This is a genomic window from Burkholderia sp. COPS (genome assembly GCF_019425585.1).
Classification (GTDB): domain Bacteria; phylum Pseudomonadota; class Gammaproteobacteria; order Burkholderiales; family Burkholderiaceae; genus Burkholderia; species Burkholderia cepacia.
In genome coordinates this window covers 181,500-201,607 of the sequence record NZ_WIXR01000037.1, presented here as the reverse complement: position 1 = coordinate 201,607, position 20,108 = coordinate 181,500, and the positions used below count along the sequence as shown (strand labels likewise).

Sequence of the window (20,108 nt, the reverse complement as noted above, 5' to 3'; positions counted from 1 at the left end):
AAGGCGGGGGTTTTTGCATTTCGGCGGCGGAAATGTGTGAGTGATCGGGATCGCTGGCATGGCTGCAACCGGGCGCAGAATGCGTTCAGGCACCATCGGTTCTCGATCGATCGGTAGTTCTGCGCCACCGAACGCTCCCGACGCGTTCTCCATTTCACTCCATGTCCCTTGGAACCTCTTCCCCAAGTGCGGCACGGTGGGTCATACCAGCTTCCTTCTGCCTCACGAGTCAGATCGTGATCCGCAAGATCGGAAAGAACCTGCCCGGGACGACGCTCGATTCCTTTTCGCCGATTTTTTCAGCCCCGATCGTCAGATAGAACGGAACCGCATTGGGATCGGCTTCGATCACAAAGCTCCTGATCCCTCTCGCAGCGCTTTCCTTGCGGACCGCTTCCCACAGCGCACGGGCGACACCCCGGCCCATGTGGTCGGGATGGACGAACAGCCATCCGGGTGTCGGGCGATCCGATTCCGATGACGCCCTGACCCAGAACCCGATGATTGCCTCCGCGGATTCCGCGACGTAACCGATCGACCCGTCGATCGTCTCCGGTGCAATCGTGAGATCGCCCTGCCACAAGTCGAGCCAGTCGTTCGGATAGCCCCAGTGTGCCTTCGAAATGCGAGCCAGACGCGTGAGCTCATCCGCGTCCGCGGTACGGGCAGCACGTACGGTAAATGGTTTGTGCATTTCGTCTCCTGTCATGGTCGACACCTTCGTCGAGGTATCGTCCGGCTCGCATCGACTCAAACAACTCCGGATTCGCAGCTTGCCGACTCGAAGGGAGGCGAACTCGACGCGACTACATGACTTGCGATGCGTGTCCGGCGACGACGCGCCAGCCGGCGCCCGATCGACGCCACAGCCGAGTATAGGCAAACACGCCGTCGAATGCCGTGCCGTCGAAATGGCCGGCGAGCGTCGCCTTCGTTGTGGTCAGGATCATCTCGCCGATCGCGCAGGCGCGCGTTTCTTGCACCTCGAGCGTGTCGAGACGCAGCAGATTCTCGCGATGCGTGGCCAGGTCGTCTTCCTTCGAGATGACCTGGCCGGTCGGAACGGTGAACACCAGGTCGTCGTCGAGCAACGCTTCGAGTGCTTCGACATCGTTGGCCAGCATCGCGGCGCGAAGCGCGGCTTCGCTGGGTTCGATGACTGTACGGATTGCATCCATTTCCGGGCCTCGCATCGTCTCTGAAGGTTTGTGGTTCCGTGCATAACGAGCCACGACGGCAGGCAACACACCGCACTGACGGATACCGCTTACCGCGTGGCCGACAACGATTGACGCCGGACCAGCATCACCACGCAGATGCCGATCGACGCAACGACGTTGACGGCCGGATAGAACGCGACCGCGATACTCCGCGTGCTCAATGCCAGCAGTGCCAACGCGTACTTGAGCACGCACAGCGCGAAATACGCGAGGCTCTCGCTCCACGGATCGCGGATCGTCTTGCGGACGGTGGGGCCGAGGCCGGCAAGCTCGATCAGCGTCACCAGACAGACGGAAATCGTCGGATCGTCAGTCAGCATCCAAAGCGGAATGGCCGACAGGGCCGCGACCAGGAAAAACCAGTCGACGCGCGTCCAGCCGCGTTCGCCGCGAAACACGCTGGCGACCAGCGTCAGAAAGCATGTCACCGCAATCGCCGCCGTGCACCATGCGGACGGCCCGGCCCCCGCGACGAACTGGCCGGCAGCCGCGATCGCCGTGACGACCGACCACACGAGCCATGTGAACAGATGCGGACGAACGGTGCGCCGGTAGATCGCGAGCGCGTACGGAATCGCCGCCAGCAACGACACGGCCGTTCCGATGACGCCAAAGATCGAAGCGGCACCCTGATCGACATTCCCCATCGAATGCATCCTTGTTCGCACCGTCCGACCAGTATGTGGTCGGACGGGCCGCGGCGCAATGTCGTGCCGGCCCGGCGTCGCACCGGAAAGCCGACGAGATCGCGCGCAAACAAACGGCACCGGGATCGTGCCGTGGCAGGAAAACCCACTGCACGCGCGCAGGATGAATAGAAATAACCTCTTCAATGAGAAGAAAAACTGTTCTTTCAAATCGCTTTTTGATGATCGACAGTTTGTCGACCGGACGACTGCAGCGATTCACGGCGGTCATGAGCATCGGTTGCGCCCGCTGGCGTCTTTCGTCGGGTCGAGTTCAGGCGGAGAACAACGCACAAACGCCTGGTCGTCAAAACGGAGTCTTGAATGAACCCAACTTCAGCAGAAAACCATCAGCACGCGGACTGGAGACGTCTCGCGGCGCAAGTCGAGCCGAGAACGCTCGCGCATATCGGCGGCCGTAGCGTCCCGGCCCGAAGCGGCCGGACGTTTGCCGCAATCAATCCGGCTACCGAGGCCGTCATCGCAGAAGTTGCATCGTGCGATACCGCGGACGTCGACGATGCGGTGCGGGCCGCGCGTCACGCGTTCGAATCCGGCGTCTGGTCGCGCTGCGCACCGGCGGAGCGCAAGCGTGTGCTTTGCCGGCTCGGTGAGCTCATTACATCGCACGGTGCGGAGCTCGCGCTGCTCGACTCGCTCAACATGGGCAAGCGCGTGGCGGACGCGTTCAGCATCGACGTGCCGGCCGCAGGAGGGCTGTTCAGCTGGTACGGCGAAGCCGTCGACAAGTTGCACGGCGAAGTTGCGTCGACCGACCCCGGCAACCTCGCGGTCGTCACGCGCGAACCGCTTGGCGTCGTCGGCGCGGTGGTGCCGTGGAATTTCCCGCTCGACATGGTCGCGTGGAAAGTGGCGCCGGCGCTGGCGGCCGGCAACAGCGTCGTGCTGAAGCCGGCGGAACAATCGCCGCTGTCCGCATTGCGTCTCGCCGAGCTGGCGCTCGAGGCCGGCCTGCCGCCGGGTGTGCTGAACGTCGTGCCGGGCTATGGCGAAACCGCGGGGCGGGCGCTCGGGCTGCATCCCGACGTCGACGTGCTCGCATTCACGGGCTCGACGGCCGTCGGCAAGAAATTCCTCGAGTACGCCGCACAGTCGAACATGAAGCAGGTGTGGCTCGAGTGCGGCGGCAAGAGCCCGAACCTGGTCTTCGACGACGCGGACGATCTCGATCTTGCCGCACGCAAGGCGTGCTTCGGCATCTTCTTCAACCAGGGCGAGGTGTGTTCCGCGAACTCGCGGCTGCTGGTCCAGCGTTCGATTCACGATGCGTTCGTCGACCGCCTGATTGCGCATGCCGCCGCGTTCATGCCGGGCGATCCGCTCGATCCGGCGAGCGGCATGGGGGCCATCGTCGACGAGCAGCAGCATCGGCGCGTGCGTGAGTGGATCGCACGCGGCCGCGACAGCGCGACGCTCGCGATCGGCGGAGGCGCGCCGAGCGTCGACGGCAAGGGCTACTTCATCGAGCCGACGATCTTCATCGACGTGAAGCCTGACGACGCCATCGCGCGTGAGGAGATCTTCGGGCCGGTATTGTCGGTGATCGCGTTCGACACCGAGGACGAGGCCATCCGGCTCGCGAACGACTCGATCTATGGCCTTGCCGCGTCGGTCTGGACCGGCAGCCTGTCACGCGCACACCGTGTGTCGGGCCGGCTGCGCGCCGGCACGGTGTCCGTCAACACGGTCGATGCGCTGAGCGCGCAGACGCCGTTCGGCGGGTTCCGCCAGTCCGGCTTTGGCCGCGATCTTTCGCTGCATGCGATGGACAAGTACACGGGCCTCAAGACGACCTGGATCAGTTACTGATTCGACGCGGCGGGCCGCAAGCGGCCGCGCCGCGCTACACGACAACGCCTTTATCCACACAACGAACCGGAGACTCGCCCATGAATGCGCCCAACTTTCCGCACCGTACGACGCAGGACTATCAACGCAGCGACGCCGCGCATCACCTGCATGCGTTCGTCGACCAGAAGGCGCTGAACGAGGAAGGCGCGCGCGTGATGGTACGCGGCGAAGGTGTCCATCTATGGGATAACGACGGCAACCGTTACCTGGACGGCATGTCCGGGCTCTGGTGCACCAACGTCGGCTATGGTCGGCCGGAGCTGATCGACGCCGCCGCGCGGCAGATGAAGGAACTGTCCTACTACAACATGTTCTTTCACACCACGCACCCATCGGTGATCGAACTGTCGGAGCGTCTGTTCGCGCTGCTCGGCAATCGCTTCAGTCACGTGGTGTATACCAATTCGGGATCCGAATCGAATGAGGTGCTGATTCGCACCGTAAGACGGTTCTGGGACGTGATGGGCAAGCCCGCAAAGAAGATGCTGATCGGCCGCGTGAACGGCTATCACGGCTCGACGGTGGGCAGCGCGTCGCTGGGCGGCATGGCATTCATGCATGAAATGGGCGACCTGCCGATTCCGAACATCACGCACGTTGACGAACCGTACTGGTACGCGAATGGCGGCGACCTGAGCCCCGAGGCATTCGGCAAACAGGCCGCGCTGTCGCTCGAGCGCAAGATTCTCGAGATCGGCGCGGACCGCGTCGCCGCGTTCGTCGCGGAGCCGTTCCAGGGGGCGGGCGGGATGATCTTTCCGCCGGACGGCTACTGGCAGGAGATCGAGCGCATCTGCCGTCAATACGACGTGCTGCTCTGCGCGGACGAAGTGATCGGCGGCTTCGGTCGTACCGGCGAATGGTTTGCGCACCGCCATTTCGGCTTCGAACCTGACCTGATCTGCATGGCGAAGGGGCTGACCTCGGGTTACGTGCCGATGGGCGGGCTGATCATGAGCCGGCGCGTCGGCGATGCGCTGGTCGACAAGGGCGGCGTCTATGCGCACGGGCTGACCTATTCGGGGCACCCGGTCGCGGCCGCCGTCGCGCTGGCCAACCTCGACGTGCTCGAGCGCGAAGGCCTCGTCGAACGGACGAAGACGGACACGGGGCCGTATCTGCAGAAGGCGCTGCGCGAGGCGTTCGACGGCCATCCGCTCGTCGGCGAGATCCAGGGCGTGGGCGCGGTCGGCGCGATCCAGTTCGCGAAGGACAAGGCGACGCGCGAGCGCTTTGCGAACGAGGCGGACCTGACCTGGCACAGCCGGACGGTCGGGTTCGAACTCGGCGCGATCGTGCGTTCGACGAATGGCCGCCTGATCGTTGCGCCGCCGCTGGTGATCGATCACGCGCAAATCGATGAACTGGTCGACACGATGCGCAAGGCCGTGGATGCCACCGCGCGGGAAGTGCTCGGGATCGACTGCTGACCGTCGAGCGACGCGCTTCCGTCGGGCAACAGACGGGCGGAAGCGCACCGAACCACGGGTTACGCTCCGAAAGCGGACCGGATTCGCTCGTCCACAGGAGCGGCTGGCCGACACGTTGAGAACGGAGTGCCGCAGGCGGCAGTCATGTGAAGCGATGCGTTATCGACCGCCTATTGATCAGGAATGCAAATGAGAAGAAAGCGTTCATTGCAGGACCCGCGCTTCACGTGCACCAGGCATTCCGGGTCACCCTCCAGCCGCCGAACCCGCGAACACCACAACATAAACAAGGAGGCGAAATGAGTCAGGGCGAGTCCATTGCTCATCTCGAGGAAAGCACCATCCAGCCGATTCCGCTGACCGAGCGCCACGGCAGCGCGAAGGACCTGTTCACGATCTGGTTCGGATCGAACATCATGATGCTGACGATCGTCACCGGGTCGCTCGCGACCACGGTGTTCAAGCAGCCGTTCTGGTGGGCGGCACTCGCCACGCTCGTCGGCAGCCTGATCGGCGCGGTCTTCATGGCGCTGCATTCCGCGCAGGGGCCGCAGCTTGGCGTGCCGCAGATGATCCAGACCCGCGGGCAGTTCGGGTCGTTCGGCGCGCTGCTCGTGGTCGGGCTGGTCGTCGTGATGTACGTCGGCTTCTTCGCATCGAACTGCGTGTTCGGCGGGCAGGCGCTGCACAGCCTCGGCGCCGGCATTCCGCTCGATGCGGGCGTCGTGGCGATCGGCCTGATCAGCCTGCTCGGGTCGATCTACGGCTACAAGCTGATCCACGCGTATGCGCGGCTGCTGAGCTGGTGCTCGGGCAGCGTACTCGTGCTGGCGTTCGCATGGATCATTTTCGTGCACGGATTGCCCGCCGATACCTTCTCGAAACATTCGCTGAACCTGTCCGGCTTCCTGGGCGCGATGTCGGTCGCCGCGCTGTGGCAGATCGCTTATGCGCCTTACGTGTCGGACTATTCGCGCTACCTGCCGCCCGACACCGGGCCGCGCACGGCGTTCTGGTCGAGTTACTGGGGCTGCGTGCTCGGCTCGTTCTTCCCGATGCTGCTCGGCTGCCTGGTGGGCCTTGCGACGCCCGGCGGCAATGTCGTGAGCGGCCTCACGGGCCTCACGCAAGGGATCAGCGTACTCGTGATCGTCGTGCTGTCGTTCGGCATCGCGGCCAGTAATGCGATGGAGCTGTATTGCGGCGCGCTGTCGGCCATCACGGTGCTGCAGACGCTCTTTCCGTCGTGGTCGGGCAAGGCGCGTGCACGGGCGATCACCGCGATCGTCCTGTGCGCGATTGCGCTCGCGATCGCGTTGTTCGGGCAGGACAATTTCCTCGCCGGCTACACGAATTTCATCCTGCTGCTGCTGTACGTGCTCGTGCCGTGGACCGCGATCAACCTCGTCGACTACTACCTCGTCTGTCACGGCGAGTACGACGTCGATTCGTTCTTCCGGCAGGACGGCGGTATCTACGGACGCTTCAACACGATCGCCGTCGGCTCGTATTTCATCGGCATCGTCGCGCAGGCACCGTTCATGGCGACCGATCTCCATACGGGCGAACTGGCGAGCCGGCTCGGCGGTGCGGACGTGTCGTGGATCGTCGGTTTGTCATTGACGTCGCTCGTCTACTACGCAGGCTGCAAGCTGTTCTCGCGGCCGCTGCGGGATATCGCCAGCGTCGACGGCGTTTCCCGCTGAGTGCGCGTCACGTCACGGCATGAATGTCCGCAGGCGCTCGGCGTGGGCTTCGAGCCCGTCGAGGCCGAGATGGTGGCGGAGCTTGCCGGCGCGGACCCGGGCGATGTCCGTCTCGAGTTCGTGCAGCAGCGTCGCGATCGCCGAACGGCAGGCAGACGCCGCATCGACGCCTCGGGCCGACAGTGCGGCGCCGATCAGGCGCGCGCTGTCAGTGCTGCCGGCGGCGACGCAGCGCGCCATCGCGTCGGCATCCGGCTGCACGCCTGCGTCGAGCAGCGCGCGAATCAGCGCGGGCGGCACCGTGCCGGACACGGACGCCAGCGAATCCGGCGCGACCGGTGCGCCGGATTCGAGCAATGCGCTCGCAGCGATAAATTTCTTTCGCCGCAGCGCATAGTCGGTCGGGTTCGAGCTGCCGGCGACTGCCGCGCCGAGATTCGCGATGAGCGGTACGAGTTGCACGGTGAGCGCGGCGTCGTCGTGGTCGATCGCATGTCGCAACGCGTGGCGCGCGAGCGCCGGTTGGGCGGCGAGCTTGCCGTCGGCGAACGGTGTGCGCCAGTCGATCACGGCCCGGCGATAGAACGCGATCACCTTGTCTCCCAGCGATGCCGACAGGCCATGCTCGGTCTGGCGTTCGTCGATATAGTCGAGCAACGTCGCGCCGGTGCCGTGTTCGCCGCCGGGCTCCAGCGGGTCCGCATCGAGCTGCAGGGCGCCGAATGCCGCGTACAGGTCCGGCGCGACCGTCGCGAGGCCGTCCTCGTGCATCGCGCCGCGCCACGCGGGCGGCAGCCCCTGTTTCCACGCGAGCACGTGGCCGCGATCCTTCGCATCGGGGTCCGTCACGATGTAGATGCGGTCGCAGTACTCGAATCCGCCGAACGGCAACACGTCGAGCCTGCCGCTCCACGGGCGTGAATGCTCGTCGGCGGCTTCCTCGGCCAGTTCGAGTTCGTGGTCGATCCAGCCTTCCAGGTCGCGGTAGCCGTTGCTGCCGTTGTAGAACAGCTCCCCCCAGCTGATGGCTTCGATGTGTCCGTTCATCTCCAGCGTCAGGTCGTAGTCGAGGCTGCCGCCGGCCGTCGTGCGCCACAGCTCGAGCAGCGCGGGCGGAAGGTCGCCGTGACAGCGGGCCTGCACGGCCGCGATCTGGTCGGCCGGCATCGGCGGCTGAGCGTCGAAGATCACGCGGTCGGCAAACAGCACGATGCCGTGCGCGCGCAGGTCGGCCAGTTCTGTGTCGGAAAAGTCGGTGGCTTGCATCGGAGCGGGAGCGGTAGTGGTGGGTCGTGTCTTCGCCGTCGCTTGCCGACAACCATCGACAACGAACGGCAGCCGGCTGGCAGCATCGTATCAGCGTCGGGTGAGTGTTTCCATGTCGGCCCTGCACGTCAGTCAACGGCCGCCTGCCGCATCATCCGCTCGCACTTCCCGGTTCCGCCTCGGCCGCATGCACGTCCCGACGGAACGCACCGGGGCTCGTGCCCGTCCATTTCCGGAACGCGCGATGAAACGCGCTCGGCTCGGTGAAGCCGAGCTCGACCGCGATCTCCGCGACGCTGAGCGTGTGCCCGCGCAGCAGCGACTGGGCGAGCGCGCCGCGCAACTCGTCCTTGATTGCCGCGAAGCTTTGTCCTTCGCTGCGCAGACGCCGCCGCAGCGTCGCGGGCGTCGTGCCGACGCGCACGGCCAGCGTATCGAAGTCGGGCCACTCGGCGGCCGGCAGCATCTTCAGCTGCGCGCGCGTTTTCGCGACCCAGCCCGTATCGTGCCGGTAGCGCACGAGCAGGTTGCCGGGCGCGCCGCGCAGGAAGGTCCTCAGCGCCTGCTCGGAGCGGATCGTCGGCAGTGCGAGGTAGGCGGCGTTGAATGCGAGCCGGCTGTCGGGCCGGTCGAAATGCACGGGTACACCGAAGAACTGGTGATAGTCGCTGCGCTGGTCGGGGCTCGGGCACGCGAAGTCGATGCGTTGCAGCGGGATGCGCCGGCCGATCAGCCAGCATGCGACGCCCAGGAGGATCAACCAGAACGTCCGGTACGCGAACGCCGGGTAGGGCGCGCCCGTCTGCGTCAGCACGATCTGCGCCTGCCCGTCGGCCACGACGAGCTCGCCGTGCGGCTCGTCCAGCACCACGCGCAGGAACTGCAGCGCGCGCCGCAGCGCCTTGTCGAGCGTGCCGGCGTGCAGCACCGCGTGGCACAGCAGCGTGAAGCTGCCGTGCCGCATCGGGCGCGCGGCGAGCCCGAAGAATTCGTCGTCGAGGGTGCCGGCGATCGCGAGCCACAGCCTGCCGTACTGCTGCGGCGTGACGGGCTCGCGCACGGCGGCCGGCAGGCCGGCAGCGCGCAGCACGGGCGCCGTCGCGATGCGTTGCCGGCGCAGGCACGCGAGCGCGTCGTCGACGAAATCCGGCGAAATCATCTGCGGCCCCATTTTCCTGCATCCTCCCGACATGGCAAAAGCGATCACGATTCTAGATTCTGTTTGTCATTGATTGCAATGTGCGGGCTGTCTACTATCGAGCTATCCCCGTCGCGCCCCTGGCTCGCCGGGGGCCATAACGCACAGGAGACACGCATGCCTGATGGAGCTACCGCCCGGGCGGTGCCGGCCTACGCCGACGCCGTGGCCCGATTCAGTATCGAGACCGCCGCGCAGCAATTGCACGGCGACCTGGAGCGCGGCCTGAACGCGTGCGTGGAATGCTGCGACCGGCACGCGTCCGCGGACGCGATCGCGCTCGACTGGATCGACGCCGCCGGGCAGCACCGCCGCTACACGTTTGCGCAGATGAAGGCGCTGTCGGCACGCGTTGCGAACCTGCTGGTCGCACAGGGCGTGAAGCCGGGCGACGTGGTGGCGGGCCTGTTGCCGCGCACGCCCGAACTCGTCGCGACGATCCTCGGCACGTGGCGCGCCGGCGCCGTCTACCAGCCGCTGTTCACCGCGTTCGGCCCGAAGGCGATCGAGCACCGGCTGCGCATGAGCGACGCGCGCCTGGTCGTGACCAACGTCGCGAATCGCGCGAAGCTCGACGAGATCGCCGCTTGCCCGACCGTTGCGACGGTACGCGAGCCGGGCGAGACGCTGCCGGAAAACGACATCGATTTCCGTGCGGCGCTCGATGCGCGGTCCGACTCGTTCGAACCGGTGCTGCGCAAGGGGTCGGACCTGTTCATGATGATGTCGACGTCGGGCACGACGGGTTTGCCGAAGGGCGTGCCGGTGCCGCTGCGCGCGCTGCTCGCGTTCAGCGCGTACATGCGCGAAGCGGTCGACCTGCGTGCGGGCGACCGGTTCTGGAACATCGCCGATCCGGGCTGGGCATACGGGCTCTATTACGCGATCACGGGCCCGCTGATGCTCGGCCACGCGACGACGCTCTACGAGGGCAGCTTCACGGTCGACAGCACGTACGACGTGATCGAACGGCTCGGGATCACGAGCCTCGCCGGCTCGCCGACTGCGTTCCGGATGCTGATGGCGGCCGGGACGGAAGCGGCGGCGCGGCTGAAGGGCAAGCTGCGCGTGGTCAGCAGTGCGGGCGAGCCGTTGAATCCGGAAGTCGTGCGCTGGTTCGACGCGGCGCTCGGCGCGCCGATCTACGATCACTACGGACAGACTGAACTCGGGATGGTCGTGAACAACCACCACGGCCTCGCGCATGCCGTCCACGCCGGTTCGGCCGGCTTCGCGATGCCCGGCTACCGCGTCGCGGTGCTCGACGAAGCGAGCCGCGAACTCGGCCCCGGCGAGCCCGGCAACCTCGCGATCGACATCGCGCGCTCGCCGCTGCTGTGGTTCCACGGTTACTGGCAGCAGGACACGCCGGCGATCGCGGGCGGCTATTACCGGACCGGCGACAACGTCGAGCTCGAGCCGGACGGCACCGTGAGCTTCATCGGCCGTGCGGACGACGTGATCACGTCGTCCGGCTACCGGATCGGCCCGTTCGACGTGGAAAGCGCGCTGATCGAGCATCCGGCCGTGAGCGAGGCCGCCGTCATCGGCGTGCCCGATGCGGAGCGCACGGAGATCGTCAAGGCGTTCGTCGTGCTGTCGAACGACTTCGACGGCACGCCGGCACTGGCCGACGAACTGAGCCAGCACGTGAAGCGGCGGCTGTCCGCTCACGCCTATCCCCGCGCGATCGACTTCGTCGATGCGCTGCCCAAAACCCCGAGCGGCAAGATCCAGCGCTTCGTGTTGCGCAAGATGGAAGCCGACAAGGTCGCTCAACCCTGAACACACACTGTACGGATTGCGAATGAATATCAAGGATCGCGTTTTTCTGATCACGGGCGCCGGATCGGGCCTGGGCGCCGCGGTGGCGCGCATGGTGGTCGCGGAAGGCGGCAAGGCCGTGCTGCTGGACGTCAACGAAGAGGCCGGTGCGGGCCTCGCGCACGCGCTCGGCGAGGCTGGACGCTTCGTGAAGACCGACGTGACGAGCGAAGCCGACGGCCAGGCGGCCGTTGCCGCCGCGCGTGACGCGTTCGGCCGCATCGACGCGCTCGTCAACTGCGCGGGCGTCGCGCCGGGCGAGAAAGTGGTGGGCCGCGAGGGTCCGCATTCGCTCGACCGCTTCGCGCGCGCGGTGTCGATCAATCTGGTCGGTACGTTCAACATGATCCGGCTGGCCGCCGAAGCGATGTCGAAGCAGGACGCCGATGCGGAAGGCGAGCGCGGCGTGATCGTCAACACCGCATCGGTCGCGGCGTTCGACGGGCAGATCGGGCAGGCTGCGTATGCGGCATCGAAGAGCGGTGTCGTGGGCATGACGCTGCCGATCGCGCGCGAGCTCGCGCGGTTCGGCATTCGCGTGGTGACGGTTGCGCCGGGCATCTTCGCGACGCCGATGATGGCCGGCATGCCGCAGGACGTGCAGGACGCGCTCGGCAAGAGCGTGCCGTTCCCGCCGCGGCTCGGCCGCCCGGAAGAATTTGCGGCGCTGGTGCGCCACATCGCCGAAAACACGATGCTGAACGGCGAAGTCATCCGTCTCGATGGCGCGTTGCGCATGGCACCGCGCTGACACTGGAGGAAGCGAATCATGACGACTCAGGATCCGATCGTAATCGTTGGCACGGCGCGTACGCCGATGGGTGGTTTTCAGGGCGACCTGGCGGCAGCCAGCGCGAGCGACCTCGGTGCGGTGGCGATTCGCGCGGCGCTCGAGCGCGCGAACGTGCCGGCCGAGCGTATCGATGAAATCGTGTTCGGCTGCGTGCTGCCGGCGGGCCAGGGCCAGGCACCGGCGCGGCAGGCCGCGCTGAAGGCCGGACTGCCGCTCGGGGCAGGCGCGACCACGGTCAACAAGATGTGCGGCTCGGGGATGAAGGCCGCGATGTTCGCGCACGACCTGTTGCTGGCGGGTTCGGCGGGTGTCGCCGTCGCGGGCGGGATGGAGAGCATGACGAACGCGCCGTACCTGCTGCCGAAGGCGCGCGCGGGGATGCGGATGGGCCACGGGCAGGTGCTCGATCACATGTTCCTCGACGGGCTCGAGGACGCGTACGAGAAGGGCCGCCTGATGGGCACGTTCGCGGAGGATTGTGCGCAGGCGTACCAGTTCACGCGCGACGCACAGGATGCGTTCGCGATCGCGTCGCTGACGCGCGCGCAACGCGCGATCGCCGAAGGGCATTTCGTGTCGGAGATCGCGCCGGTGACCGTGAAGGCCGGCAAGTCCGAAACCGTCGTGTCGATCGACGAACAGCCGGGCAAGGCGAAACTCGACAAGATCCCGACGCTGAAGCCGGCGTTCCGCGAAGGCGGCACGGTGACGGCCGCCAATGCGTCGTCGATCTCGGACGGCGCTGCCGCGCTCGTGATGATGCGCCGCTCGGAAGCCGAGCGCCTGGGCCTCACGCCGAAGGCCGTGATCGTCGGGCATTCGACCTACGCGGACAAGCCGGGCCTGTTCGCGACCGCGCCGATCGGCGCACTGCGCAAGCTGTCGGAGAAAACCGGCTGGAACCTGCGCGACGTCGACCTGTTCGAGATCAACGAAGCGTTCGCGGTGGTACCGATGGCCGCGATGCGCGATCTCGACCTGCCGCACGAGAAGGTCAACGTGCACGGCGGCGCGTGTGCGCTCGGCCATCCGATCGGTGCGTCGGGTGCGCGCGTGATGGTGACGCTGCTGGCCGCGCTCGAGACGCATGGCCTGAAGCGCGGCATCGCATCGCTGTGCATCGGCGGCGGCGAGGCGACGGCGGTCGCGATCGAGCGCGTCGCTTGACGCGTAGCACGCACGTAACGACGCACACGCGCGATACGGCACGCTGACCGTATCGCGCTACGGGCGAAGGGCATCGCGCAGGCCGTCTCTGCGCGTTGACCTTCGCCCGCTTCGTTTTCAGTGAATGGCGATTCGCGTTGCGCTATGCCTTCGCGTGCGGCGATACCGCACCGCATGCGCGAATCACGAGCTGCACAACCTGCTCGGTCGTCTCGGCGAACGCCTTCTGCGTGAACGCACGCTTGCCGCTCAGCGCGCGGATCTGCGCATCGAAATCCGCATAGTGCTGCGTGGTCGCCCAGATCAGGTACATCAACGCATTCGCATCGATCGGCGCGAGCAGCCCGCGCGCGATCCAGCCTTCGATCACCTTCACGCGTGTGTCGAACCAGGGCTTCACGCGTTCCGACAGGATGTCCTGCATGTGCGCGGCACCGTGGATGATCTCGTTGGCCCAGACCTTCGAGCCGAGCGGGCGCCGTCGCGACAGATCCATCTTCGCGCGCACGTAGCCACCGATCGCTTCCACTGGATCGTCGCCGGCCTCGAACGTGCCGGCCGCGCGATGCCAGTCCTCGAACAGGTCGTCGAGCACGCGGCGGTACAGCGCGAGCTTCGTCGGGAAGTAGTAATGCAGGTTGGCTTTCGGCAGGCCCGCGCGCTCCGCGATCATCGCGGTGCTCGCGCCGTCGAGCCCGCGTTCCGCGAACACGGCCTCCGCACATGCGAGCAGATGCGCTTCGTTGGACTCGCGGATGTGTGCCTTGCGTCGCCGCAAAGGCGCGGACGTTTCGTCGCTGTCGGTCGCTTCGGCTGCCGCCTCGTCATGTCTCATCGTTACCCTCGCGCGGCGGGCATGCCGCGTTGGGCTTCATTCTAGCCGCTGATCCGCGTCGAACGCACGCATGCGGAAACGGCGCATCCGCAGCGATGCTGCGTTGCGATGGCACGTTTCTCGCTCTATCGATCCACGAAAGAAAGACGTTGCTTTGGTCATTTTGATCGTCTAAAACCTGTCCAATCGGACAGGATTCGACGAGCGGCGGAAGACAGTTCCGGCGATTCGTCGGACGAACTTCGCACACGACCGGGACATGCACCGCGCATGGGCGGGATTGCCCCGAAACAGGTATTGCACGCACCGGCACAGACCGGGCTGACGACATCACCGACCCCACAGGAGCGATACGAATGAACGCGGTATCGGAAACAGTGAAGCGGGCAGCTTTCGACACGTCGATCAAGGTCGACGGCAAGCGGTTGTGGGACAGCCTGATGGAAGTCGCGAAGATCGGTGCGACGCCGAAGGGCGGCGTGTGCCGCCTCGCGCTGACCGATCTCGACAAGGCCGGCCGCGACCTGATCGTCGGCTGGGCGAAGGCCGCCGGCTGCACGGTGACGGTCGATACGATGGGCAACGTGTTCATGCGCCGCGCGGGCCGCGTGGCCGATGCGGCGCCGGTCGTTACCGGCTCGCACGCGGATTCGCAGCCGACGGGTGGCCGCTTCGACGGCATCTACGGCGTGCTCGGCGGCCTCGAGGTGATTCGTAGTCTCAACGATCACGGCATCGAGACCGAGCATCCGGTCGAGGTCGTGATCTGGACCAACGAGGAAGGCTCGCGCTTCGCGCCCGCGATGGTCGCATCCGGCGTATTCGCGGGCGTCTTCCCGCTCGAATACGGGCTGTCGCGCAAGGACGTGGACGGCAAGACGATCGGCGAGGAACTGGCGCGCATCGGCTACGCGGGCGACGTGCCGTGCGGCGGGCGCAAGCTGCACGCGGCGTTCGAGCTGCATATCGAGCAGGGGCCGATACTCGAGGCGGAGTGCAAGACGATCGGCGTCGTCACCGACGCGCAGGGGCAGCGCTGGTACGAGATCACGTTCACCGGCCAGGAAGCGCATGCGGGGCCGACGCCGATGCCGCGCCGGCGCGATGCGTTGCTCGGTGCGTCGCGCGTGGTCGATCTGGTGAACCGGATCGGCCTCGATCATGCGCCGTTCGGCTGCGCGACGGTCGGCATGATGCAGGTCTACCCGAACTCGCGCAACGTGATTCCCGGACGCGTGTTCTTCACCGTCGATTTCCGTCATCCGGACGACGCGGTGCTCGCGAAGATGGATGCTGCATTGCGCGACGGTGTGGCGCGCATCGCGGCCGACATCGGGCTCGAGACCCAGCTCGAGCAGATTTTCTATTACAAGCCGGTCGCGTTCGATTCCGCATGCGTGGAAGCGGTGCGCGGTGCGGCCGATCGCTTCGGCTACTCGCATCGCGACATCGTATCGGGCGCGGGGCACGATGCGTGCTATCTCGCCCAGGTCGCGCCGACGTCGATGGTGTTCGTGCCGTGTGTCGACGGGATCAGTCACAACGAGATCGAGGACGCGACGCCCGCATGGATCGAGGCCGGCGCGAACGTGCTGCTGCACGCGATGCTGTCGCGCGCATGCGAGCCGGCTTCATGACGCAAGGACCGTAGCAGCCGGCAGGCTGCGTACCGCCTGACCGTAGCATTCCTGATAATGATGACCGCCCCGACTGTGCATTCGCAGCCGGCGGGGACGGCTTTGTCTCCACCCAGTCGAAGGAACGCGTATGACCACCAAGCCAACCGGCGATATCGCCGCGCATCGCCTGTCGTCCACGCAACTCTCGTGCGAATTCGCCGATATCGCGCCGCTGCTCGATCCGACCGCCGCCGCGGCCGCTGCCAGCCGCTGCCACTACTGCTACGACGCGCCGTGCGTGCAGGCCTGCCCGACGCAGATCGACATCCCGAGCTTCATCCGCAAGATCGGCAACGGCAACCTGAAGGGCGCCGCGACCGACATCCTGTCGGCGAATCCGCTCGGCGGGATGTGCGCACGCGTGTGCCCGACCGAGATCCTGTGCGAAGGCGCATGCGTGCGCAACCACCAGGATGCGCAGCCCGTTGCGATCGGCGCGCTGCAGCGGCATGCGACCGACTGGGCGATGGCAACCGGCGCGGTGCGCTTCACGCGCGCGCCCGACACGGGCCGCCACGTCGCGGTGGTCGGTGCGGGGCCGGCCGGGCTCGCGTGTGCGCACCGGCTCGCGATCGCCGGGCATCGCGTCACGTTGTTCGACGCACGCCCGAAGGCCGGCGGTCTCAACGAATACGGAATCGCCGCGTACAAGACCGTCGACGATTTCGCGCAACGTGAAGTCGAGTGGCTGCTGTCGGTGGGCGGCATCACGCTGCAGACCGGCGTCGCGCTTGGCCGCGACACCACGCTGGACGCGCTGCGCGAGCAGCACGATGCGGTGTTTCTCGCGATGGGCCTCGCCGGCGTGCGCGCGCTTGCGATCGACGGCGAACAACTGGACGGCGTGATGAACGCAGTCGACTTCATCGAGCAGGTACGGCAGGCCGACGCGCTGGAGAACGTGGCGGTCGGGCGGCGCGTGGTCGTGATCGGCGGCGGCAACACGGCTATCGATGCGGCGGTGCAAAGCCGCAAGCTCGGCGCCGATCGCGTGACGATGGTGTACCGGCGTGGCGTGGACGCGATGAGCGCGACGTGGGCCGAGCGCGAATTCGCGCAGAAGAGCGGCGTCACGCTCGTCACGCACGCGAAACCCGTGCGCATGGCGGGTGCGAACGGGCAGGTGACGGGCGTCGAGTTCGAGGCGGCATCGGGCGAGCGTTTCACCGTCGACGCGGACATGGTGCTGAAGGCGATCGGCCAGACGCTGGTGCCGGAAGGTATCGCAGCCGCGCTGCTGACCGCGGACGCCACGCGTATCGCGGTGGATGCGGACGGGCGCACCGCATGGCCCGACGTGTGGGCCGGCGGCGACTGCGCGGCGACGGGCGGCATCGACCTCACGGTGCAGGCCGTGCAGGACGGCAAGCGCGCGGCAGCGTCGATCGACGCGGCGCTCGCGCAACGCGACGCGAAGGCCGCGTGAGCGCACCGCGCGCGTCGCATACCACCACCACGAGCACAACGAACACGACCCCACTCTCACGGAGCCGAACATGGCCGACCTTCGCTGCACCATCGCGGGCATCACTTCGCCGAATCCCTTCTGGCTGGCGTCCGCGCCGCCGACCGACAAGGCCTACAACGTGAACCGCGCGTTCGAGGCGGGCTGGGGCGGCGTCGTGTGGAAGACACTCGGGCTCGATCCGCACGTCGTCAACGTCAGTTCGCGCTACGGCGCCGTGCAGTGGAACGGCCAGCGCATCGCGGGGCTGAACAACATCGAGCTGATCACCGACCGTCCGCTCGACGTGAACCTGAGAGAGATCGCGCAGGTGAAGCGCGACTGGCCGGAACGTGCGCTGATCGTGTCGCTGATGGTGCCGTGCAACGAGCGGGACTGGAAGTGGATCTTGCCGCTCGTCGAGGATACGGGCGCCGACGCGGTCGAGCTGAACTTCGGCTGTCCGCACGGGATGAGCGAGCGCGGGATGGGCGCGGCGGTCGGGCAGGTGCCCGAATACGTGGAGATGGTCACGCGCTGGGTGAAGGAAGGCACGAAGCTGCCGTGCCTCGTGAAGCTCACGCCGAACATCAGCGATATCCGGATGGGGTCGCGCGCCGCGTACAAGGGCGGCGCGGACGGCGTGTCGCTGATCAACACGATCAACTCGATCGTCGCGGTCGATCTCGACCACATGGCGCCGATGCCGACCGTGGACGGCAAGGGCACGCACGGCGGCTATTGCGGCCCGGCGGTCAAGCCGATCGCGTTGAACATGGTCGCGGAGATCGCGCGCGACCCGGAAACGCCGAACCTGCCGATCTCCGGCATCGGCGGCATCTCGTCGTGGCGCGACGCGGCCGAGTTCATGGTGCTCGGCGCCGGCAGCGTGCAGGTGTGCACCGCGGCGATGCATTATGGATTCCGGATCGTGTCGGACCTCGCCGACGGCCTGTCGAACTGGATGGATGAGAAGGGCTACGCGACGCTCGACGATATCCGCGGCCGTGCGGTGCCGAACGTGACCGACTGGAAATACCTGAACCTGAAGTACGACATCAAGGCGCGCATCGACCAGGATCGCTGCATCCAGTGCGGGCTGTGCCATATCGCGTGCGAGGACACGTCGCACCAGGCGATCACGGCGACGAAGGACGGCGTGCGTCACTTCGAAGTGGTGGACTCGGAATGCGTCGGGTGCAATCTTTGCATGCATGTGTGTCCGGTCGAGCAATGCATCACGATGGAGCGCGTCGATTCGGGCGACTACGCGAACTGGACCACGCATCCGAACAATCCGGCGAGCGCGGACGCGGGGGCGAGTGCAGGTGCGGCGGCGGCACCCGAGAAACACGCGAAGAAGGCTGCCTGACCGGCGTCCGGCGGCGCGGGCGAGCCCCGCACCGCCGCTTTTCGTTCCACCCGGGCCGGCATCGCATGGTGCCGGCGCCGACGTTTTCGTGGAGTGCGTTCGATGAATCACGCAGCGAATCCCGCCGATCCCGATGGCGCCGCGGCGCAGGGCGGCAGCCTGTACAACGACGACCTCGCGCCGACGACGCCGGCGCAGCGCACGTGGAAGTGGTATCACTTCGCGGCGCTCTGGGTCGGGATGGTGATGAACATTGCGTCGTACATGCTTGCGGCGGGGCTGATCCAGGAAGGCATGTCGCCGTGGCAGGCCGTGACGACGGTGTTGCTCGGCAACCTGATCGTGCTCGTGCCGATGCTGCTGATCGGCCATGCGGGCGCGAAGCACGGGATTCCATACGCGGTGCTCGTGCGCGCGTCGTTCGGCACGCAGGGCGCGAAGCTGCCGGCGCTGTTGCGCGCGATCGTCGCATGCGGCTGGTACGGGATCCAGACCTGGCTTGGCGGCAGTGCGATCTATACGCTGCTGAACATCCTGACCGGCAACGCGCTGCACGGCGCGGCGCTGCCGGTCGTCGGCATCGGGTTCGGGCAGCTCGCGTGCTTTCTCGTGTTCTGGGCGCTGCAGCTCTACTTCATCTGGCACGGCACCGATTCGATCCGCTGGCTCGAGAGCTGGTCCGCGCCGATCAAGGTCGTGATGTGCGTGGCGCTCGTGTGGTGGGCGACGTCGAAGGCGGGCGGCTTCGGCACGATGCTGTCGGCGCCGTCGCAGTTCGCGGCGGGCGGCAAGAAGGCCGGGCTGTTCTGGGCGACCTTCTGGCCGGGCCTGACCGCGATGGTCGGCTTCTGGGCGACGCTCGCGCTGAACATCCCCGATTTTACGCGCTTCGCGCATTCGCAGCGCGACCAGGTGATCGGCCAGTCGATCGGGCTGCCGTTGCCGATGGCGCTGCTGTCGGTGGTGTCGGTCGTCGTGACGTCCGCGACCGTCGTGATCTACGGCAACGCGATCTGGGATCCGATCGACCTGACGAGCCGGATGACGGGCATCGGCGTGGGCATCGCGCTCGTGATCCTCACGCTCGACACGATGTGCTGCAACCTCGCCGCGAATCTCGTCGGCCCGGCCTACGATTTCTCGAGCCTGTGGCCGAAGGCGATCTCGTACCGCACCGGCGGGATGATCACCGCGACCATCGCGATCGTGATGATGCCGTGGAAGATCCTCGCGACGACGGACGGCTACATCTTCACCTGGCTCGTCGGTTATTCGGCGCTGCTCGGGCCCGTGGCGGGGATCATGATGATCGACTACTTCCTGATTCGCGGCACGCGGCTCGACACGCGCGCGCTGTTCGACGAACGCGGCGGCTTCAGCTACGCGCGCGGCTGGAACCCGGCCGCGCTGGCCGCGCTCGCGGTCGGCGTGCTGCCGAACCTGCCCGGCTTCCTGCACACGGCATTTCCGGCGTCGTTCCCGAACGTGCCGGCGTTCTTCAACACGCTTTACACGTACGCGTGGTTCGTCGGCCTCGTGCTGGCGTCGGGCGTGTACGGCACCTGGATGAAGTGGCGCGCCGGACAGCGCGCGCAGATCGCGAGCGCATGACACGC

At 66.7% G+C, this 20,108-nt stretch carries 16 protein-coding genes; 10 read left to right on the top strand and 6 right to left on the bottom strand.

Translation table 11 applies throughout. The annotated features are described in order from the left end of the window. Positions 1-229 precede the first annotated feature (229 nt). From FOZ70_RS28230 to FOZ70_RS28220, 3 genes are all read right to left on the bottom strand, one after another. On the bottom strand, positions 230-694 hold the full coding sequence (locus tag FOZ70_RS28230; protein ID WP_219707305.1) for a GNAT family N-acetyltransferase: 465 nt from the start codon (positions 692-694) through the stop codon (positions 230-232). A gap of 112 nt (positions 695-806) precedes the next feature. Then, positions 807-1,178 carry a nuclear transport factor 2 family protein gene (locus FOZ70_RS28225; RefSeq protein ID WP_219707314.1) on the bottom strand — a complete coding sequence of 124 codons (372 nt, stop codon included), beginning with the start codon at positions 1,176-1,178 and terminating at the stop codon, positions 807-809. A gap of 89 nt (positions 1,179-1,267) precedes the next feature. Next, a complete protein-coding gene (locus tag FOZ70_RS28220; protein WP_219707304.1) occupies positions 1,268-1,867 on the bottom strand; it encodes a hypothetical protein in 600 nt (199 codons plus the stop codon). A 363-nt stretch (positions 1,868-2,230) separates the two neighbouring features. Between FOZ70_RS28220 and FOZ70_RS28215 the strand changes: the two genes are divergently transcribed. The 3 genes from FOZ70_RS28215 (at position 2,231) to FOZ70_RS28205 (ending at position 6,914) form a co-directional block, all read left to right on the top strand. After that, the gene (locus FOZ70_RS28215) at positions 2,231-3,736 is read left to right on the top strand and encodes an aldehyde dehydrogenase (RefSeq protein WP_219707303.1); all 1,506 of its coding nucleotides are present in this window, start codon (positions 2,231-2,233) and stop codon (positions 3,734-3,736) included. An 80-nt stretch (positions 3,737-3,816) separates the two neighbouring features. Continuing rightward, positions 3,817-5,208, top strand: coding sequence for an aspartate aminotransferase family protein (locus FOZ70_RS28210; RefSeq protein WP_219707302.1), 1,392 nt, complete (start codon positions 3,817-3,819; stop codon positions 5,206-5,208). 299 nt (positions 5,209-5,507) lie between these two features. Next, complete coding sequence (locus FOZ70_RS28205) at positions 5,508-6,914, top strand: cytosine permease (RefSeq protein ID WP_219707301.1); 1,407 nt, start codon at positions 5,508-5,510, stop codon at positions 6,912-6,914. 12 nt (positions 6,915-6,926) lie between these two features. On the opposite strand, the gene FOZ70_RS28200 is transcribed toward FOZ70_RS28205, so the two are convergent. Continuing rightward, positions 6,927-8,180: an SMI1/KNR4 family protein gene (locus FOZ70_RS28200; RefSeq protein ID WP_219707300.1), complete on the bottom strand. Its 1,254-nt coding sequence runs from the start codon at positions 8,178-8,180 to the stop codon at positions 6,927-6,929. Between the two features lie 151 nt (positions 8,181-8,331). Continuing rightward, the gene (locus FOZ70_RS28195) at positions 8,332-9,351 is read right to left on the bottom strand and encodes an AraC family transcriptional regulator (RefSeq protein WP_042972887.1); all 1,020 of its coding nucleotides are present in this window, start codon (positions 9,349-9,351) and stop codon (positions 8,332-8,334) included. 144 nt (positions 9,352-9,495) lie between these two features. Between FOZ70_RS28195 and FOZ70_RS28190 the strand changes: the two genes are divergently transcribed. Genes FOZ70_RS28190 through FOZ70_RS28180 form a run of 3 tightly spaced genes read left to right on the top strand, consistent with a single transcriptional unit; the run spans position 9,496 to position 13,162 of the window. Continuing rightward, the gene (locus tag FOZ70_RS28190; protein ID WP_219707299.1) at positions 9,496-11,163 is read left to right on the top strand and encodes an acyl-CoA synthetase; all 1,668 of its coding nucleotides are present in this window, start codon (positions 9,496-9,498) and stop codon (positions 11,161-11,163) included. Between the two features lie 22 nt (positions 11,164-11,185). Then, the gene (locus tag FOZ70_RS28185) at positions 11,186-11,953 is read left to right on the top strand and encodes a 3-hydroxyacyl-CoA dehydrogenase (RefSeq protein ID WP_219707298.1); all 768 of its coding nucleotides are present in this window, start codon (positions 11,186-11,188) and stop codon (positions 11,951-11,953) included. 18 nt (positions 11,954-11,971) lie between these two features. Beyond that, on the top strand, positions 11,972-13,162 hold the full coding sequence (locus FOZ70_RS28180; protein WP_124629011.1) for an acetyl-CoA C-acetyltransferase: 1,191 nt from the start codon (positions 11,972-11,974) through the stop codon (positions 13,160-13,162). Positions 13,163-13,304: 142 nt separating this feature from the next. On the opposite strand, the gene FOZ70_RS28175 is transcribed toward FOZ70_RS28180, so the two are convergent. Continuing rightward, the gene (locus FOZ70_RS28175) at positions 13,305-13,997 is read right to left on the bottom strand and encodes a TetR/AcrR family transcriptional regulator (RefSeq protein WP_059484387.1); all 693 of its coding nucleotides are present in this window, start codon (positions 13,995-13,997) and stop codon (positions 13,305-13,307) included. A 356-nt stretch (positions 13,998-14,353) separates the two neighbouring features. Between FOZ70_RS28175 and FOZ70_RS28170 the strand changes: the two genes are divergently transcribed. The 4 genes from FOZ70_RS28170 (at position 14,354) to FOZ70_RS28155 (ending at position 20,103) form a co-directional block, all read left to right on the top strand. Further along, a complete protein-coding gene (locus FOZ70_RS28170) occupies positions 14,354-15,634 on the top strand; it encodes a Zn-dependent hydrolase (protein ID WP_021156778.1) in 1,281 nt (426 codons plus the stop codon). A gap of 130 nt (positions 15,635-15,764) precedes the next feature. Further along, complete coding sequence (locus tag FOZ70_RS28165; protein WP_219707297.1) at positions 15,765-17,102, top strand: NAD(P)-dependent oxidoreductase; 1,338 nt, start codon at positions 15,765-15,767, stop codon at positions 17,100-17,102. Positions 17,103-17,172: 70 nt separating this feature from the next. Continuing rightward, entirely contained in the window at positions 17,173-18,492 is a 1,320-nt protein-coding gene (gene preA, locus FOZ70_RS28160; protein WP_021156780.1) for an NAD-dependent dihydropyrimidine dehydrogenase subunit PreA, read from the top strand. A gap of 102 nt (positions 18,493-18,594) precedes the next feature. Beyond that, a complete protein-coding gene (locus FOZ70_RS28155; protein ID WP_175851908.1) occupies positions 18,595-20,103 on the top strand; it encodes an NCS1 family nucleobase:cation symporter-1 in 1,509 nt (502 codons plus the stop codon). Positions 20,104-20,108 lie beyond the last annotated feature (5 nt).

Coding starts and splice junctions, on each gene's coding strand:
- FOZ70_RS28230 (WP_219707305.1), bottom strand. CDS start 694: ATGCACAAACCATTTACCGTACGTGCTGCCCGTACCGCGGACGCGGAT.
- FOZ70_RS28225 (WP_219707314.1), bottom strand. CDS start 1,178: ATGGATGCAATCCGTACAGTCATCGAACCCAGCGAAGCCGCGCTTCGC.
- FOZ70_RS28220 (WP_219707304.1), bottom strand. CDS start 1,867: ATGGGGAATGTCGATCAGGGTGCCGCTTCGATCTTTGGCGTCATCGGA.
- FOZ70_RS28215 (WP_219707303.1), top strand. CDS start 2,231: ATGAACCCAACTTCAGCAGAAAACCATCAGCACGCGGACTGGAGACGT.
- FOZ70_RS28210 (WP_219707302.1), top strand. CDS start 3,817: ATGAATGCGCCCAACTTTCCGCACCGTACGACGCAGGACTATCAACGC.
- FOZ70_RS28205 (WP_219707301.1), top strand. CDS start 5,508: ATGAGTCAGGGCGAGTCCATTGCTCATCTCGAGGAAAGCACCATCCAG.
- FOZ70_RS28200 (WP_219707300.1), bottom strand. CDS start 8,180: ATGCAAGCCACCGACTTTTCCGACACAGAACTGGCCGACCTGCGCGCG.
- FOZ70_RS28195 (WP_042972887.1), bottom strand. CDS start 9,351: ATGGGGCCGCAGATGATTTCGCCGGATTTCGTCGACGACGCGCTCGCG.
- FOZ70_RS28190 (WP_219707299.1), top strand. CDS start 9,496: ATGCCTGATGGAGCTACCGCCCGGGCGGTGCCGGCCTACGCCGACGCC.
- FOZ70_RS28185 (WP_219707298.1), top strand. CDS start 11,186: ATGAATATCAAGGATCGCGTTTTTCTGATCACGGGCGCCGGATCGGGC.
- FOZ70_RS28180 (WP_124629011.1), top strand. CDS start 11,972: ATGACGACTCAGGATCCGATCGTAATCGTTGGCACGGCGCGTACGCCG.
- FOZ70_RS28175 (WP_059484387.1), bottom strand. CDS start 13,997: ATGAGACATGACGAGGCGGCAGCCGAAGCGACCGACAGCGACGAAACG.
- FOZ70_RS28170 (WP_021156778.1), top strand. CDS start 14,354: ATGAACGCGGTATCGGAAACAGTGAAGCGGGCAGCTTTCGACACGTCG.
- FOZ70_RS28165 (WP_219707297.1), top strand. CDS start 15,765: ATGACCACCAAGCCAACCGGCGATATCGCCGCGCATCGCCTGTCGTCC.
- preA (WP_021156780.1), top strand. CDS start 17,173: ATGGCCGACCTTCGCTGCACCATCGCGGGCATCACTTCGCCGAATCCC.
- FOZ70_RS28155 (WP_175851908.1), top strand. CDS start 18,595: ATGAATCACGCAGCGAATCCCGCCGATCCCGATGGCGCCGCGGCGCAG.